This is a genomic window from Pseudoxanthomonas sp. JC1303 (assembly GCF_058448525.1).
Genome location: NZ_CP185958.1, coordinates 2,122,404 through 2,138,409, shown reverse-complemented (window position 1 = coordinate 2,138,409; position 16,006 = coordinate 2,122,404). Strand labels below are relative to the sequence as shown.

Annotated in this window: 10 protein-coding genes; 7 read left to right on the top strand and 3 right to left on the bottom strand. The window is 66.9% G+C overall.

The genetic code is table 11. From position 1 onward, the window contains the following. Positions 1 to 72 precede the first annotated feature (72 nt). On the top strand, positions 73 to 1,869 hold the full coding sequence (locus ACORQU_RS09395; protein WP_491644834.1) for a monovalent cation:proton antiporter-2 (CPA2) family protein: 1,797 nt from the start codon (positions 73 to 75) through the stop codon (positions 1,867 to 1,869). Positions 1,870 to 1,921: 52 nt separating this feature from the next. Here ACORQU_RS09395 and ACORQU_RS09390 read toward each other — a convergent pair whose 3' ends face one another. From ACORQU_RS09390 to ACORQU_RS09380, 3 genes are read right to left on the bottom strand one after another with little or no spacing between them, the layout of a single operon-like run. Beyond that, a complete protein-coding gene (locus ACORQU_RS09390) occupies positions 1,922 to 2,275 on the bottom strand; it encodes a tRNA-binding protein (RefSeq protein ID WP_491644832.1) in 354 nt (117 codons plus the stop codon). A gap of 33 nt (positions 2,276 to 2,308) precedes the next feature. Further along, positions 2,309 to 5,632 (bottom strand): ankyrin repeat domain-containing protein, encoded by a 3,324-nt coding sequence (locus ACORQU_RS09385; protein WP_491644830.1) that lies wholly within the window; start codon positions 5,630 to 5,632, stop codon positions 2,309 to 2,311. Next, positions 5,625 to 5,882, bottom strand: a complete 258-nt coding sequence (locus ACORQU_RS09380; RefSeq protein WP_491644828.1) for a YcgL domain-containing protein — start codon at positions 5,880 to 5,882, stop codon at positions 5,625 to 5,627. The genes ACORQU_RS09385 and ACORQU_RS09380 overlap by 8 nt, the downstream gene beginning before the upstream one ends. A gap of 203 nt (positions 5,883 to 6,085) precedes the next feature. Between ACORQU_RS09380 and ACORQU_RS09375 the strand changes: the two genes are divergently transcribed. From ACORQU_RS09375 to ACORQU_RS09350, 6 genes are all read left to right on the top strand, one after another. Beyond that, a complete protein-coding gene (locus ACORQU_RS09375) occupies positions 6,086 to 7,279 on the top strand; it encodes a beta-ketoacyl-[acyl-carrier-protein] synthase family protein (RefSeq protein WP_491645036.1) in 1,194 nt (397 codons plus the stop codon). Then, entirely contained in the window at positions 7,276 to 8,061 is a 786-nt protein-coding gene (locus ACORQU_RS09370) for a beta-ketoacyl synthase chain length factor (RefSeq protein WP_491644826.1), read from the top strand. The genes ACORQU_RS09375 and ACORQU_RS09370 overlap by 4 nt, the downstream gene beginning before the upstream one ends. A gap of 11 nt (positions 8,062 to 8,072) precedes the next feature. Further along, complete coding sequence (locus tag ACORQU_RS09365) at positions 8,073 to 8,870, top strand: glycosyltransferase family 2 protein (RefSeq protein ID WP_491645035.1); 798 nt, start codon at positions 8,073 to 8,075, stop codon at positions 8,868 to 8,870. Continuing rightward, on the top strand, positions 8,871 to 10,493 hold the full coding sequence (locus ACORQU_RS09360; protein WP_491644824.1) for an NAD(P)/FAD-dependent oxidoreductase: 1,623 nt from the start codon (positions 8,871 to 8,873) through the stop codon (positions 10,491 to 10,493). Between the two features lie 439 nt (positions 10,494 to 10,932). Beyond that, complete coding sequence (locus tag ACORQU_RS09355) at positions 10,933 to 15,519, top strand: RHS repeat-associated core domain-containing protein (RefSeq protein WP_491644823.1); 4,587 nt, start codon at positions 10,933 to 10,935, stop codon at positions 15,517 to 15,519. Then, positions 15,500 to 15,829, top strand: coding sequence for a hypothetical protein (locus tag ACORQU_RS09350; RefSeq protein WP_491644822.1), 330 nt, complete (start codon positions 15,500 to 15,502; stop codon positions 15,827 to 15,829). Before ACORQU_RS09355 ends, ACORQU_RS09350 begins: the two co-directional genes overlap by 20 nt. The last annotated feature ends 177 nt before the right edge of the window (positions 15,830 to 16,006 follow it).

Sequence of the window (16,006 nt, the reverse complement as noted above, 5' to 3'; positions counted from 1 at the left end):
CAGCATCCAGCGAGCACCCGCCCCGTGCACGCGAGGCGCACCGCATAATGCGGGCCGTTCCTGGAGATTCCTATGCACAGCGGCGGCCTCGAAATTGCCCTGCTCTTCTTGCTGGCTGGCGTCATCGCCGTCCCGGCGTTCAAGCGCTTCGGGCTGGGCGCGGTGCTGGCCTACCTGGCCGCTGGCGTCGCGCTGGGGCCCTTCGGCTTCGGCTTCGTGCGCGATGCCGAACGCATCCTCAACGCCTCGGAAGTCGGCGTGGTGATGCTGCTATTCGTGATCGGGCTGGAGCTTTCGCCCTCGCGCCTGAAGGTGATGCGTAAACCGGTCTTCGGCACCGGTGGCCTGCAGGTGCTGCTGAGCACCCTGCTGCTGGGCGGGATCTGCCTGGCGCTGGGCCTGAGCTGGAAGGCCGCGCTGGTGGTCGGCATGGGCCTGGCGCTGTCGTCCACGGCGGTGAGCCTGCAACTGCTCGCAGAGCGCAAGGAGCTGACCACCGATTACGGACGCACCGGCTTTGCGGTGCTGCTGTTCCAGGACCTGGCGGCGATCCCGTTGCTGGCGGCCATCCCGCTGCTGGGCGGCGCCAAGAACCAGACCCTGACCTGGTCGATGGCGCTCCACGCGGTGGGCGCCATCGTCATCGTCATCGTGTTCGGGCGCCTGCTGCTGCGGCAGATGTTCCGCATCGTGGCGCGCACGCGCATGCCCGAGGTCTTCACCGCCAGCGCGCTGCTGGTGGTGCTGGGCACGGCGTGGTTCATGCAGCTGGCGGGACTGAGCGCCGGCCTGGGCGCGTTCCTGGCCGGCGTGCTGCTGTCCGATTCGGAATTCCGGCACGAGCTGGAATCGCAGATCGAGCCCTTCAAGAGCCTGCTGCTGGGGCTGTTCTTCATCGCCATCGGCATGACCGTGGACCTGGATCGCATCCGCAACGAGCCGTGGATCATCGCCGCCGGCGTCGTCGCGCTGCTACTGATCAAGGTGGGCGTGCTAGTCGCGCTCGGGCGCTGGCAGCAGCAGATGACCTGGCGCTCGGCGCTCAAACTGGGCGGCGTGTTGTGGTTGGGCGGTGAGTTCGCCTTCGTGGTGTTCAACCAGGCCGAGGCCTCGCAGCTGCTGAGCACCGAGCACCATGACCGGCTGGTGGCCATGGTCGGCCTGTCGATGGCGGCCACCCCGCTGCTGCTCATCGCTGCCGGGCGCTGGCTGGACAAGGCCCCGGTCGGTCCCAAGCGCGCCTTCGAAGAGGTCGACGATCTGCAGCCACAGGTGCTGATCGCCGGCATGGGCCGCTTCGGACAGATCGTGGCCCGCCTGCTGACCGCCCAGCGCGTGCCGTTCGTGGCGCTCGAGCACAGCCCGGAGACGGTCGACACCCTGCGCCGCTTCGGCACCGCGCGCCTGTTCTACGGCGACCCCACCCGCCCGGACCTGCTGCGCGCGGCCGGCGCGCAGCACTGCAAGGTCTTCGTGGTGGCCATGGATGACCCGGACACCAACATCAAGGCCACCCGCCTGATCCGGCGCATGTACCCGACGGCCACGGTGCTGTCCCGCGCGCGCAACCGCCAGCACGCCTGGCGCCTGATGGACCTGAGCGCCGAGCCCTTCCGCGAGACCTTCGGTTCCAGCCTGGAGATGGGCGAACGGGTCATGACCGCGCTGGGCGTGGACGCGGCCACGGCCGCCGAACACACCCAGCGTTTCCGCGCCCATGACGAGAAGCTGCTGCGCGAGCAGTACCTGGTCTACGACGACGAAGCGGCACTGCTGCAGACCTCCAAGGACGCGCGCCGCGACCTGGAACGCCTGTTCGCCGCCGACACCCAGACCTCGACCGACGGCGACACCGCCAGCCGTCCATGACCAGCCCTGCGATTCCGATCAGCGGTCGCGCCGCGCGATGCCCGCCAGGTGCTCAGCCCAGGCGCGATCCATTGGGAACGGGGCGCTCCAGCGCGCTGACCACCACACCGGCCTCGGTGTAGACACCGGTCAGCAGGAACTGCGACTTGAACGGGCCAATCTGCTTTTCGGGGAAGTTGATCACCCCGATGATCTGCCGGCCCACCAGGTCCTGTGGCGCGTACAGATCGACGATCTGCGCGCTGGTCTTGCGCTCGCCGTAGGGGCCAAAATCCACCCAGACCTTGTAGGCCGGGCGCCGGGCTTCGGGAAACGGTTCGACCCGCAGCACCGTGCCGGCGACCATCAGCACGCGGTCGAACTCGGACCAGGTGATGGGTTCGGCGGTAACCGGGCTGGTGGGCATGAGGACGCTGCAGTGGATCTGATCGGAGCCCGATCAGCGCGGATCGCGCAGGTAGCGGGCGATGGGCGTGCCGTTACCGGGCACCAGCGCCGGAGCGAGTTCTCCGGCCACGTCGACGAAGCCGCGCATGATTGCCACCTCGCGCGCGCTGCGGCCCAGGCCATCGCGCAGTTCCGGGTCGGCGCCGGCACGCAGCAGCCGCTGGACCACCCGCAGCAAGCCATGCAGCGCCGCCAGATGTAGGGGCCCGAAGCCGCGCGGATCGCGCGCCTCAAGCGAGACCCCTTCGTCCAGCAGGCGTTCGAGCCCGGCCAGGATGACGTCCTCGTCGCAGGACGTCCCTGGCTCGGCGCGCGCACCGAGCAAGAGCAACAGCGGGGTCACGGTGGCCGCATCCGCGCCATCGGCTTGCGCGCCGGCCAGCAGCAAGGTGTCCAGCAGCGCCAGCAGCCGGGCGCGATCGTGGGCGATGAAGCCGAACAGGCAGGCGCAGTGCAGCGAGGTCAGGCCCTGGGCGTCGGCGGCATGCACGTCGGCGCCCGCGGTGAGCAGGCGCGCGGCGATGTCCGGCAGGCCCAGCGCCGCGGCCAGCATCAGCACGCTGACGCCTCCGGGCAGGCGGTATTCCAGATCGGCACCGGCGTCGAGCAATGCGCCGACGATGCCGGCCTGGCGCATGCTCACCGCCGCCGACAGCGGCGTGGCGCCCGTACGCGCGGCGCATTGCGGATCGGCCTCGTGGGCCAGCAGCAGGTCGACCACCGGGCGGTGTCCACCGCCGGCGGCGCGCAGCAGCGCGCTGCAGCCCTGGGCATCGGGGGCGTCGACCGGGAAGCCGAGGTCCAGCAGCTTGCGCACCGCATCGGCATCGCCGGCCATCGCGGCCAACGGCAGATCGCCAGGACGCAGCGTGCGCCCGGGCAGGGTCCAGCCGCGCCAATCCAGCCAGTCGGCCAGATCGCGCCGGCCACTGGACAGGGCCACGCCCAGCGGGGTCTGCCCATCCGCGGCGCGGGCGTCGGGCGAGGCGCCACCGGCGATCAGGCGGCGCACCATCGGCACGTTGCCCAGCGCCGTGGCCAGGTGCAAGGCGGACATGCCGCGCGCATCGCGGGTCTCGCGATCCACGCCGATCGCCAGCAAGGCGTCGACCAGCGGCGCCCAGTCCAGGCGCACGGCCAGGGACAGGGGCGGATCGCCGGCGGGCGAGATGGCAAAGGGGTCGGCGCCGCGCTGCAGTAGTTCCAAGGCCAGCGCCTGCGCGCCAACCGAATCGGTCCCTGGACTGCAGGCAGCCAGGAAACGCGCAAGGCCGGCTCCGCCCGCAGGCGACAGCCCGGCATCAAGCAAGACCCGGATCACCGGCCGCGCCGCCGGGCCGCGCGCCAGATTGGCGTGCAGCGGCACATCGCCGCGCACGTCGCGCTCTTCGCCTGCCGCACGGTGGCGCAGCAGCCAGGCCACGGCCTGGGGTGAGGCGAACAGCGCCGGCGCATGCAGGAGGCTGCCCAGTTCTGCGGGGGTGCACAGGCGCGCCAGTTCGGCCAGGCCGTTGAACTGGCCGCGCTCGAGCGCCTCGCGCAGCAGGCCCAGCGGTGCCTGGTCCGGCGGCGGTTGCTGGCCCTCACTTGCCGAGACGGCATTGGGCAGCGGGTAGTCCGGGTCCAGCACGGCCACCAGCGACCAACGCCCGGCGGCGGCGGCCAGATCACTGGCGCGCTGCCCGTCGGAAGTGCGTCGCGCCGGGTCCAGGCCCAGCGCCAGCAGGCGCTGCACCAGGGCCGGGGTCACCCGCTCGGCCGCGCAGGCCAGCATCAGCGCATCGCGACCCCGCGCATCGACGGCCTGGCAGTCGGCGCCGGCCGCGGCCAGGGTGTCGAGCACGCGCTGGCGTCCGCCTCGGGCCGCTTCCAGCCAGGGCGTGGCCTGCGCGTCGTCGCGTGCATCCACGCTGGCGCCGGCCGCCAGGAGCGCGGCCAGGATGTCCTCGTGTCCGGCGAAGGCGGCCTCGTGCAGGGCGCTGCGTCCGCCCGTGCCACGCGCATCCACCTTGGCCTTGTGGCGCAGGAGCAGCTGCACGCCGGCGGCGTCGTCTTCCTCGGTGGCCGCTGCGGCGACCAGGGCCGGCTGGGCGCCAGCGGCCTCGGGCCGGGCCCCGCGCTCGAGCAGGAACTTGGCCAGGCGCCAGTTGCCGGCCAGGCAGGCGATGCCCAGCGGGGTGAACCGGTCGCGGTTGCAGGCATCCAGTTCGGCGGCGGCATCGCGCAACAGCGCGGCCACGCCCGGATCGGAACTGCGCGCGGCGTGGTGCAGTGGGGTGTTGCCGTCGCGATCGGCCTGGCGCGGATCGGCCCCGTTGGTCAGCAGGGTGGTCACCGCGTCGGGACGGCCATGCCAGCTGTCGCGGGTCGCGGCGAGCAGCGGGGTCATGCCGGCATGGGCCTGGTTGAGGTCGATTCCGCGGGCGATCAGCTGGCGCAGCAGTCGAAGATCCGGCAGCACCGCCGCCAGCACGGCCAGGCTGCGCTGGTCGCGGGCATCGGCGGGCGGCAGTGCCCGTGGATCGGCGCCGGCCTCGATCAATTCAAGCGCACGCTCGACCCGGCCACTGCGGGCGGCCTCGTACAGCGCGGCGACCTGCGCCGGCCCGGACACCGGACGCGGCGCGGGGGCGAGGACCGGCTCCATCACGGGCGCCGGGGACTGGGGCCGGGCCGCCGCGCGGCCGGGCATTTCCAGGACCGGAAGGCCACCGCTGCGCGGGGTGCGCTGCAGGCCCCAGTGCAGCAGCGGTAAGGCGATGACGTAGACCGCCGCCCCCAGACCACGCAGGTGGCCGGGCCACAGCGCCGGCCACGCAAGCGCCAGACCCGTACCGATGGCGAGCGCGGCTGCGAACGCGACAACCAGGCCATGCCAGTCGCCCGCATCGCGCTCGAGCATGAGCCGCCAGTGCCGCGACAGGCGCCCGCCCTGGCATTCCACTGCCTGCCACAGCGGCCAGGTCCGCCACAGCAGAATCAGGGACAGGCCGGCCGCCGCGCTCAGGCCCAGCGCCGCGCCCAGGCTGCCGCCGTCACGCAGGCGCTGCAGCGGCCAGGCCAGCAGCAGGGCCATGCCGGCGAACCCGCCCGCCCAGACCGCCAGCAGGGCCAGCAGGTCGCGCCGCAGGAAGCCCGCGCCGGCCATGCCGCGGGTCCGCGCGTGCCAGGACACGGCCAACGCGAACGCCGGCTGTGCCAGCCAGGCGCCGGCCAGGGCCAGCCAGCCGCCGAAGTAACTCAGCCCCGCCAGCACCAGGCCGGCGCCCATCGCGGCGGCCACGGCGGGCATCGGCGAACGGCCAGCATCAGGCATCGGGCGTTTCCCCGATCAGCGGCTTGGGCGGGAACTGGAGGTGGAACCCGCGCGTGGCCAGGTTCTGGCGGACCACCGCCACGTCCTCGCGGGCCAGCTTGCGCTCGGGGGTCAGGGTCACGTCCAGGACGAAGGCCAGCTCACCCACCTGCGTGCGCAGCGGCTCGGGCAGGCAGGCGAAATCGTCACGCACGGCCAGATAGACGTAAGTGTCGGCCTTGCGCAGGCTCTTGTAGACGAACGCTTGCATCAGGCGCGTGCGGAAGGTTCTTGAAGGAAAGTGTCACGATTGTGCGGGAATTGACGCAACGACGGAACCCGACGAGCGCCAGGCGCGCGTGCGGGCTTCAGGTGCCTGACCAGCACGGCGTCGGTGCACAGCGCATCGACGACGCGTGGCTATACTCGTCTGTCATCTTTTGACACATCCCGCTGATGCCGTCCCAGCCCCGCATGACGCCCCTGGCGATCACGGCCTACACCGCCACCACCGCCCTGGGCGCCGGCCGCCAGGCCCAGGCCCAGGCCCTCGACCAGCGCCGCAGTGGCCTGCGCGAGAACGATTTCGGACCCGCGCCGCGGTTGGATTGCTGGATCGGCCGGGTGGACGGCGTCGAGGACGTCACCCTGCCGCCGGAGCTGGCGCAGTGGGACTGCCGCAACAACCGCCTGGCCTGGCTGGCCCTGCAACAGGATGGGCTGCTGGAGGCGGCACGCGCGGCGGGCGCGCGCTACGGCACCCACCGGGTGGCCGTGATCGTGGGCACCTCGACCTCCAGCATCGGGGCCAGCGAAGAGGCCTATACCCGCTTGGAAGAAGACGCCGAGGGCGCGCGCTTTCCCGACGACCTGCAGCGGCCCATCGTGCACACCCCGCACTCGCTCGGGGATTTCGTCCAGCACGCCACCGGCCTGGCCGGCCCCTGCATGACCGTGGCCACGGCGTGCTCTTCCAGCGCCAAGGTCTTCGCCCAGGCCGCACGCCTGATCGCCGCCGGGCTGGTCGATGCCGCGCTGGTCGGCGGCGTAGACACGCTATGTGGCAGCGTGCTGTACGGCTTCAACTCCTTGCAATTGGTGTCCAGGAACAAGTGCATGCCCTTCGACGCCGCCCGTGACGGGCTTTCGCTGGGCGAAGCCGGCGGCTTCGCCTTGGTCGAGCGCAACGAGGCCGCCGACAGCGCCGTGCAGTTGCGCGGCTACGGCGAATCCAGCGACGCCCACCACATGTCCGCCCCGCACCCGGAGGGCCTGGGCGCGCAGCTGGCCATGCGCGATGCACTGGCCCGCGCCGGCATCGAGGCCGATCAGCTGGACTACCTCAATCTGCACGGCACCTCGACCCCGGCCAACGACACGGTCGAGGCGATCGCGGTGGCGGCCATGTTCCCCGGCACGTTGCACGCGGCCTCGACCAAGGCCTGGACCGGCCACACCCTGGGCGCGGCGGGCATCGTCGAATCGGTGTTCGCGCTCATCGCGCTGGAGACCGGGCAGTTGCCCGGCACGCTCAATTCCCAGATCCGCGATCCGGCCTGCGGTCCGCAGATCCGCTTCGCGCCCGAGCAACGCACGGTGCAGTACGCCATGAACAACTCCTTCGGCTTTGGCGGCAACAACTGCGCGCTGGTGTTCGGCCGCGCATGAAGTCGCCTGTCCTGTCCGCCCGCATCGCGGGCATCGGTTTCTGGTGTCGCGGCCTGCCCTCCTGGGACGCCGCTCAGTCCTTTGCCCGGGGCGGCGCCCTGCCCGAACAGGCGCCGGCCAAGCCTGCGCCGCAGCTGCTGGCCCCCAACGAGCGGCGCCGTGCACCGGAGACGGTGGCCGTGGCCTTGGAAGTGGCCCTGGCCGCCTGCCAGGCCGCCGGGCGTGACCCCAAGGTGCTGCCGTCGGTGTTCACCTCCACCCACGGCGACCTGGCGATCACCGACTACATGTGCCGGCAGCTGGCCGATGACCCGACCGGGATCTCGCCGACCCGCTTCCACAACTCGGTGCACAACGCCGCGGCCGGCTACTGGACCATCGGCGCCGGCGCCCACGCCCCGGCCACCGCGCTGAGCGCCTTCCACGGCAGCTTCGCCCAGGGCCTGCTCGAAGCCCTGACTCAGCTGGCCACCGACACCGATGACGTGCTGCTGGTGGGTTACGACAGCCAGTCGGCCGGGCCGCTGGGCCGGGTCTCGCACAGCCAGGGGCTGCTGGGCGCTGCGCTGGTTCTGAGCCGCACCGGCGAGGGCTCCGTGCTGCGCGCCACGCTGGGCAGCGGCGGTCGCGACCGCGCCCCGGCCGGCCCGCTGGAACACCACGCCGCCGGCAACGCGATGGCGCCAATGCTGCCGCTGTTCGATGCGCTGGCCGCTAACGCGTCGCACGCCCACCTTGACGCAGGCAACGGTGACGCGCTGCATGTGGAGCTCGCGCGGTGACGGCGCTGACGATGCAGGACGTGGCGGTGGTCATCCCCGCGCTCAACGAGAAACTGCGCATCCGCGAAGTGGTCAGCGACGCGCTGGCGGTGTGCCCGCACGTCATCGTGGTCGACGATGGCTCGGACGACGGCACCAGCGCCTGCCTGGACGGCCTGCCGATCACCCTGATCCGCCATCCGCGGCGCATGGGCAAGGGCGCGGCGCTGCGTACCGGTTTCGCCGAAGCCGCGCGCATCGGCGCACAGGGCGTGATGACCATGGACGGCGACGGCCAGCACAAGGCCAGCGACTTCCCGCGCATGCTCGAAGCCGCCAACGCCTACCCGGGCTGGGTGGTCAACGGTGCGCGCCTGCGCAAGCGCGCCAGCCAGCCGACCATCCGCCGCATCGGCAACGACTTCGGCGACTGGGGCATCGCCTGGGCCTGTGGCTTCCGCCTGCGCGACACCCAGAGCGGGCAGCGCTTCTATCCGCGCAGTGTGTTCACGCTCGAAGGGGTGGAAGGCGAGGGCTTCGTGTTCGAGGCACAGATGCTGATTTCCGCCGCGCGCCGCGCCAACGCGCGGCTGGTCTCGGTGCCGGTGGAAACCCGCTATCTGCATCTGGAAGGCGGCGAGTTCCGCCAGAGCCATTTCCGCCTGGTCCACGACCTGGTCAAGATCACCGCGCACGTGGTGAGGCAGGTCTTTGCGTACGGCCACGTGCTGCGTGAATATCGCAACGCGCGCCGGCAGCCGCCGGTGATCCACGATCCCTCCGGTGAGTTCGCGATGGTACCCGCATCGTCTGCCGCCAAGGACGCCTAGATGACACAGCACACCGATGTCGCCATCCTCGGCGGCGGCCTGGCCGGCCTGACCCTGGCCTTGCAGCTCAAGCGCCAGGATCCGGGCATCCAGGTGCAGGTGATCGAACGTCGCCGCCACCCGGTGGCCGAAGCGGCCTTCAAGGTGGGCGAATCGACCGTGGAGATCGGTGCGCGCTACCTGGCCGACGTGCTGGACCTGCGCGCCCACCTGGATGCCGAGCACCTGCGCAAGTTCGGGTTCCGCTTCTTTTTCTCCGACGGACGCCGCGACGTGGACCGCTGCACCGAGGTCGGCGTCAGCCAGCTGCTGCCCACGCCGTCCTGGCAGATCGACCGCGGCCGCTTCGAGAACTTTCTGGCCCGACACGCGGCCGAGCACGGCGTGCAATTCATCGATGGCGCCACCGTGCGCGCCATTGAGCTCGACCAGGACGATGCCCCGCACCGGGTGCGCTTCGAACGCGAGGGCGCGCTGCATGCGCTGGAGGCACGCTGGGTGATTGATGCCAGCGGTCGCGCCGGCCTGCTCAAGCGCCAGCTCGACCTGGCCCAGGACAACCCGCATCAGATCCACGCGGTCTGGTGGCGCGTGGACGGCCACGTCGATCCCAACGCCTGGTCGCAGGATCCGGACTGGCTGGCCCGCTGCACCCCGCCGGACCGCTGGCGCTCGACCAACCACATGTGTGGGCCGGGCTACTGGGTGTGGCTGATTCCGCTGTCCTCCGGCGCGCATTCGCTGGGCATCGTGTGCGACACGGCGATGCATCCGCTGGAGTCGATGAACACCCACGCCAAGGCCATGGACTGGCTGGCACGTCACCAGCCGCAGGTGGCTGCCGCGCTCGCGCGCGAAGAGCACGTGCTGCGCGATTTCGCTTTCTTCCGCAACGTGTCCTATGGTTGCCGACAGGTGTTCGGCGAGCATCGCTGGGCGATCACCGGCGAGGCCGGGCTGTTCCTGGATCCGTTCTATTCGCCGGGCACCGACTTCATCGCCATCTCCAACACCTACGTGGCCGAGCTGATCGCTCGCGACCGCGCCGGCAAGGACGTCGGCGCCTATGCCAGCGTCTACAACCAGCTCTACCAGGGCTTCTACGAGAACACCCTGACCCTCTACCAGGGCCAGTACGCGCTGTTCGGCGACGCCCAGGTGATGCCGGTCAAGGTGATCTGGGACTACACCTATTACTGGTCGCTGCTGGCACCGCTGTTCTTCGCCGGGCGCCTGACCGACATTTCGCTGTTGGGCCGACTGCGGCCGCTGTTCCAGCGTGGGCGCGCGCTCAACCTGAGCGTGCAGGCTCTGCTGGCCGACTGGGGCCGGCGCAACCTCGCCGCGCCGCCCGTGCTGGAAGACGGCCGCCTACTGGACCAGTACACCATCGGCTGGTTCCACGAACTCAACCGCGCGCTCAATGACGTGCTGGATACCGACGCGCTGGCCGCGCGCCTGCAGTCCAACGTCGCGCGCATGGAGTGGCTGGCTGGGGAGATCCTGACCCGCGCACAGAGCCAGCATGTCGGCATCGGCGACCACGAGTTGCAGGCCATGCTAGTCGACATTGCGCCGCTAGAAGAGTCGTTAGAGGCAACGTGGTATGCGGATGCGCCTTAGCATCGGTACCGCTCCTCCAATTCCGCGGCCATGCGCCGCGTGACCGCCTGTACTCACGCCCATCCCCGCGGATCTACCCACGGTGCATTTTTCAATCAAAATCGTCGTACGCCGTGTAGTGCATCAAGGTCTAGCCCATCGGATGGGAGCGTAAGAGATTCCGGCTTGACTTACTAAAAGCGATCTGAAATAAAGCTGGGGATCGCCGTTGCTGTCTCGCCCCGAAAAGGAAAAGCGAAGCGAACAGCCTGATAACGGAAAATGTGGCTCTCGATCTGAGTTCACGCAAAGCTGAAGCACATTGGCAAAAGGAGTTGCAATGGAAATGTTTGCGCGCCCGGCCTATGTAGCCCTGAGAGCGCTTCGTGTGCACGCCACATCGGCCTCACGTCGGGCGATAGTGTTTGCACTGGCGATGATGGCGGTCACGCTACCGGCGTTGGCACAAGAAACCAAGAAGGTTTGGACACTTTATTCTGCCTACCCAAGTGGTTATAACAGCGAAAAGGCGGTGCAGTTAGCTATCCAAAGTAAATGGGCGAGCTCAACCCCGGCCGACGCAAGATGGATTGTCTTGTCTACGAAGACGACGGAAAGCGAGACCGAGTACCACTACGGAATTGAATCCGTTCCGATTATCAAAGGCTCCTGGCATTACTCCATAGGCTACACCGGCGACAATTACGAGAATTATCCTGAGGATGACCAGGCGTTGATCGCAGGGCTCGTCGCGGAGATGGTGAGCGCTTGCGGTCCAGGCACCGACGTGCAGGTCACGCAGGAAAGCCCATGGGAAAACGCTCAAGTGGTCACCAGTGGCGTCAATGGTGAGCCCATGACGCAGATGATGGACTACTATATCCATGTACCTGGTGATCCGAGTTGCACCGCCGGTCAACGCGCATCTGCAAACGTCTGGCGCCAACGCACGCTGGAGTGCTCGCAAAAGCGGATTTGGGACGCGGCGACACAGATGTGCAAATCGCGAATCTCAAGCCAGAGCAGTCCTTCCAGCTACTTCAGCAAGCTCGTCGCAAAAAGCGACCAATGCCTCGGCAACCCCTGCGACCCCACGACAGGCGACAAGCACGAGACCGCGACTGACTTTGAATTGGGCTGGATCGCTTTCGTCAGGCATTTCCATTCCCTGATCGGTAACAGCACGCCCGGCTTTGGCGCGGGCTGGAGTCACGAGCACGCGGTCAGGGTAAACGCAGTGGCGGCCTCCGATGGCAGTTTGACAGTGTCCTACATCGACCCGCAGGGCTTCCAGATTCCCTTCCGCCTGCAAGGCACGTCCTATCTGGCCAGTGACGGCAGCGACGATGTGCTGAGTCAGGAGAATGGCGAGTGGATCTTGGAGCAGGCCGACCGCACCCTGCGCTTCGACGCGCAGGGCAAGGTTCTCTGGCAACGGCTGGATAGCGGCCTTCAGTGGACCTACGGCTACGCCGGGGAATTGCTGACCACCATTGCAGGCTCGAGCGGTCGCACGCTACAGCTGGTCTACGACGGCGACCGGCCCCGCGCAAGACTGACGGGGATCGCCAGCGACGGCGTGGTTCTGGTCGCCTATGCCTATGATGCCAACGGCATGCTGGAGACGGCCGGATACGCCGATGGCAGTAGCGTGCAGTACCACTACGAAGATGCGGCCTTCCCTGCATTGCTGACCGGCGTCACGCGCGAGGATGGGCAGCGCTACAGCACCTTCGCCTACGACGCGGCAGGCAGGGTAACCAGCACCACCCACGCCAACGGGATCGATCAGTTCACCTTGAACTATCCGACGACCGGCGGCTCCGTCGCGACCAGCCCGCTGGGCAACGTGACCACTTATGGGCTGGTGGGGACCACATACGGCCGTCCGCGTCAGTTTTCCGGTGCAAGCGACGCCGGGGGGCAGAGCGCCCGGACCTATTACCCCGAGTCGACCGATTTCCGCAGGCGCCTGGACACCGAGACCGACCGCAATGGCGTGATCACCAAGCATACGTATACCGAGGTAGCGGGAGGCGCGGCGACGCTGGACGTCCACACAGCCCAGCAGGCACAGGGCCGGCCGGAGCAACGCACCACCACCACCCGGACCTTGGTCGACGCCAACCGGGTGTCTTCGATCGAGTCCGATGCGCGACTGGTGTCCTACGTCCGCAATGGGCGACTGCAACCGACTGCCATCACCACAACTGACATGGATGCGGATGTGTCCCGCACCACGGCGATCATCTACTGCGAGGACGCCGACGTGTCGGCCAGCGGCAGCACCTGCCCCGTCCTGGGCTTGGTGAAATCGATCGACGGCCCGCGCACGGACGTGTCCGACCTCACCCAATACGCTTACTATCCAGCCGATGATGCCGGCTGTGCCGCCGGTGGCACCTGTGCCCACCGCAAGGGCGACCTGTGGAAGGTCACCGATGCCCTGGGCCAGGTCACCGAGACGCTGGCCTACGATGCGGCCGGCCGGAAGCTGTCGGTCAAGGACCCGAATGGCGTGATCACTGACTACAGCTATAGCCCGCGCGGCTGGCTGACCGCCATCAAGCTGCGCGGCACCAACGACGGTAGCGAATCGGACGACCGCATTACGACCATCGCCTACTGGCCCACTGGCCTGGTCAAGCAGCTCACCCAGTCCGATGGCGCCTTCACCGCCTACACCTACGACGCGGCCCATCGCCTGACCGATATCAGCGATAACACGGGCAACACGATCCACTACACCCTGGACAACGCGGGTAACCGGATTGCCGAAGACATCAAGGATGCCAGCGGCACACTCAAGCGCACGCTCTCACGCGTGTACAACCAACTCGGCCAGCTGGAGACGCGGGCCGATGCCGCGGCCAACCCCACCGACTTCGGTTACGATCCCAACGGCAACAACACTGCGATCACCGATGCGCTGGGCCATATTACCCAGCAGGATTATGATCCGCTCGACCGACTTAAGCGCACGCTGCAGGACCCGAGCGGCATTGCCGCGCAGAGCCAGTTCACGTACGACGCGCTGGATAACCTGACTCAAGTGACCGACCCCAAGGGCCTGAAGACCACCTACAGCTACAATGGCCTGGGCGATCTGACCACGCTGGTCAGCCCCGACACCGGCACCACCCGCTACACCTACGACAGCGGCGGCAACCCGGCCAGCAAGACCGATGCGCAGGGCAGGACAACCACCTACACCTACGATGCGCTCAATCGTTTGACTGAGCAGGCTTACGCCAACACCAGCTTCAACGTCACCTATACCTACGACGCCACGCAGAGCGTGTGCGCTGCTGGTGAAACCTTCACGGTCGGACGCTTGAGCAAGCTGCAGGACGCCAGCGGCACTACGCAGTATTGCTATGACCGTTTCGGCAATCTGACCCGCAAAGTGCAAACGACCAACGGCGTCGTGTTGACGCTGCGTTACGCCTATGCACCCGGCGGCCAGCTCAGCGCGATCACTTATCCCGATGGCGCGGTAGTGGATTACCAGCACGATGCGCAAGGCCGCACCACCGAGGTGGGCGTCACCCCCGCCGACGGCGGACGCCAGGTCCTCCTGACCGGCGCGACCTATCACGCGTTCGGTCCGGTGGCCGGCTGGATTTACGGCAATGGACGCCAGCTCAGCCGCACGTTGGATCAGGACTATCGCCCGTTGACCATCCATGATGGTGGTCCAGGCGGCCTATCGATGGAGTTGGACTACGACGCGGTGGGCAATGTAGATCAACTGCGTCAACCCGGCACCACACTGCCCCAGGTGAGCTTCGGCTACGACGCCTTGAACCGGCTGACTCAGTTCAAGGATGGTCCGACCGGCGCGGTGATCGATGCCTATGGCTACGACCAGACCGGCAATCGCACCAGCGCGACCACGGCCAGCGGCACCACGCTGTATGCCTATCCGAGCAGCAGTCATCGGCTGAGCAGTGTTGGCGGTCTGATGCGCCGTTACGACAGGACGGGCAACACCATCGGGATTAGCAGCAGCGCGCAGGATTTCTTTTACGGCCCGGCGGGGCGGATGAGCAGCGTGCGCCGGAACGGTGCGACGGTGCGCAATTACCAGTACAACGGCAAGGGCGAGCGGGTGCGCAGTTTCCTGGGCGCGGACAGCCGCTACACGCTCTACGACGAAGCCGGACATTGGATCGGCGACTACAGCGCCAACGGCACGCCCATCCAACAGGCGATCTGGCTGGACGATCTACCGGTGGGTTTGCGCAACGAGGCCAGCGGGGCGCTGACCTATATCGAGCCCGACCACCTGGGCAGTCCGCGCGTAGTGGTCGACCCGGTGGCCGACAAGGCCGTATGGAAGTGGGATCTGAAGGGCGAGGCGTTCGGCGCCACCGCGCCGGAAGAGGACCCGGATGGTGATGGCACTTCGTTCAAACTGGATATGCGGTTTCCGGGGCAGCGGTTCGACGCGGCGACGGGACTCAACTACAACTACTTCCGGGATTACGAGCCGACCACTGGGCGGTATGTGCAGAGTGATCCGATTGGGTTGGATGGAGGGCTTAGTACCTATGCCTATGTTGGCGGAAATCCGATTAATGCGATCGATCCATCGGGCTTAGTTGGCTACGTATGTCAGAAAGGCAATAACATTGGGATCGCCATTCCAATAAATTTCCAAGGTGCAACGGAAGCTCAAGTAGCACAAATTTCGGACGCAATCCAAACCGCTTGGAGTGGTCGTTTTGGCTCTTACAACGTTAAAACCGTAGTCATGTCAATGCCGTCGTGGGACCAAGGAAACAGCAACAGGATCGCCGTGAGACCTGGAAATGAGCGATCATGGGTTAATACCGCTGATATGAATTGGGGTGCATGGTATATGCAAAATTTTTGGGGGGATGCTTCATTTCCACATGAAGCAGGGCATCTTCTTGGACTTGTGCATGGCTCTGGAATTATGAATGCCGTCAGTTTGAAAGGCGCTTCTGTTGATGAAAATAATATCCGAGATGTACTTAAAATGGACAACGAGGCAATTAGACATGGCTGTGGGTGCAAATAACCGCCATTTTACGCTTATGAGCATAGCGATTTTTATTTGTAGCACACTACTCTCGATAGCCGGCTGCAAGCAGGAGACATTATCAACTGAGGAGTGTCGCCTAATTAGCAGCCGTGAACTTGCATTCAAGAAATCGCTACTAAAATTTGAACCTAATGATCAAATTTCTGAAGATTTATTAAATAAAGCCGCTAAAAGATGCATGTCTGAACAGCCATATACGCGAAAAGATTTTTACTGCATAAAGGCTGCTAAGACGGAGATAGAGATGAGTCGATGCATGGCGCAAATTCATGAAGCAATTCCCTGACGATACAATCGCTTTGGCGACTTAGCGTGCCAATGCAACGCCTCCTTGGTCGCCCGTTACGCCTACGACCTGGCAAGGCTGTAGCACAAACGCACAGGGCTACAAACACCCGCAAGGAGCGGATCTGGAAATCCGCACCTAGCCATGGCAACTACCGTCCTGACCAGCACGAACGTT

Excerpts from the sequence above, each read along its gene's own strand:
- ACORQU_RS09395 (WP_491644834.1), top strand. The coding sequence starts at position 73 with ATGCACAGCGGCGGCCTCGAAATTGCCCTGCTCTTCTTGCTGGCTGGC.
- ACORQU_RS09390 (WP_491644832.1), bottom strand. The coding sequence starts at position 2,275 with ATGCCCACCAGCCCGGTTACCGCCGAACCCATCACCTGGTCCGAGTTC.
- ACORQU_RS09385 (WP_491644830.1), bottom strand. The coding sequence starts at position 5,632 with ATGCCTGATGCTGGCCGTTCGCCGATGCCCGCCGTGGCCGCCGCGATG.
- ACORQU_RS09380 (WP_491644828.1), bottom strand. The coding sequence starts at position 5,882 with ATGCAAGCGTTCGTCTACAAGAGCCTGCGCAAGGCCGACACTTACGTC.
- ACORQU_RS09375 (WP_491645036.1), top strand. The coding sequence starts at position 6,086 with ATGACGCCCCTGGCGATCACGGCCTACACCGCCACCACCGCCCTGGGC.
- ACORQU_RS09370 (WP_491644826.1), top strand. The coding sequence starts at position 7,276 with ATGAAGTCGCCTGTCCTGTCCGCCCGCATCGCGGGCATCGGTTTCTGG.
- ACORQU_RS09365 (WP_491645035.1), top strand. The coding sequence starts at position 8,073 with ATGCAGGACGTGGCGGTGGTCATCCCCGCGCTCAACGAGAAACTGCGC.
- ACORQU_RS09360 (WP_491644824.1), top strand. The coding sequence starts at position 8,871 with ATGACACAGCACACCGATGTCGCCATCCTCGGCGGCGGCCTGGCCGGC.
- ACORQU_RS09350 (WP_491644822.1), top strand. The coding sequence starts at position 15,500 with ATGGCTGTGGGTGCAAATAACCGCCATTTTACGCTTATGAGCATAGCG.